Annotated in this window: 1 protein-coding gene; it reads right to left on the reverse strand. The window is 75.2% G+C overall.

Translation table 11 applies throughout. The features are described from left to right. On the reverse strand, positions 1 to 1048 hold a 1048-nt coding region (locus J0670_RS38605), incomplete at both ends, for a pyridoxal-dependent decarboxylase (RefSeq protein WP_207817433.1).

The raw sequence follows: 1048 nt of genomic DNA on the forward strand, positions 1-1048 counted from the left end.
GCACGCCCGGTGCGCAGCAGCAGCCGCCGCAGCCGTCCGTTGACCTCGTCGATCGCGGCCTCGTCCGTCAGGCCCGGCGGCCGGTAGCGGAACAGCAGCACGGTGAGCTCCGGCTCGGTGTGCAGTTCGAGCGCGGGTTCGGCGTGGACGGCGGCCGCCGCTGCCAGGGCCAGCTCGTGGCAGGCGTCCACCAGCCGCCCGAGCCCTTCACGGCCGAGGGTGCGCAGCGTGACGGCGAGCTTGAAGGCGTCGGCCCGGCGGGTGGTGCGCAGCGAGCGGCCGAGCAGGCTGGGGTATCCGGCCCGCTCGTCGTCCACCGGGTTGAGGTACTCGGCGCGGCGGGCCAGCGAGACATAGGTCTCGGCGCGCCGGACCAGGAAGACTCCGGCGGCCGCGGGCTGCCAGCCGAGTTTGTGCCAGTCGAGGGAGACCGAGTCGGCGCGGGCGGTACCGTCGAGCAGCGGGGCGAGCCGGTCGGAGAGCAGCGCCCCACCGCCGTACGCCGCGTCGACGTGCAGCCAGGCGCCGTAGCGACCGGCCAGGTCGGCGGCGGCGTGCAGCGGGTCGACGGCGCCGGTGTCGGTGGTGCCGGCGGTGGCGACGACGGCGATCGGGGTCCGTCCGGACCAGCTGGCCTCGGCCATGGCCCGCTCCAACTCCTCCGGCAGCATCCGGAGTCGGCGGTCGACCGGCACGCCGATGACCGACCGCTCGCCGAGCCCGAGCAGGGCGGCGGCCCGCTGGACGGAGAAGTGCGCGACCTCGGACGCGAGGATGCACGGCCGCACGCCGGCCGGGATCCCGTCCAACTCCACGATGCCGTCGAGCTTCTGGTCCCGCGCCAGCATGAGCCCCATGAGGTTGGACTCGGTGCCGCCCGAGGTGAGCACCCCGGCGGCCCTTCGGCGGTCGTATCCGACCAGTTCGGCGAGTTCGGCGAGGAGCGCGGTTTCGAGGGCGGTCGCCGCGGGAGCCTGGTCCCAGGAGTCCAGTGAGGGGTTGAGTGCGCTGACCGCGAGGTCGGCGGCGGCCGCCACCGCCAGCGGCG

It is taken from the genome of Streptomyces sp. FH025, from assembly GCF_017427025.1.
Taxonomy (GTDB): domain Bacteria; phylum Actinomycetota; class Actinomycetes; order Streptomycetales; family Streptomycetaceae; genus Kitasatospora.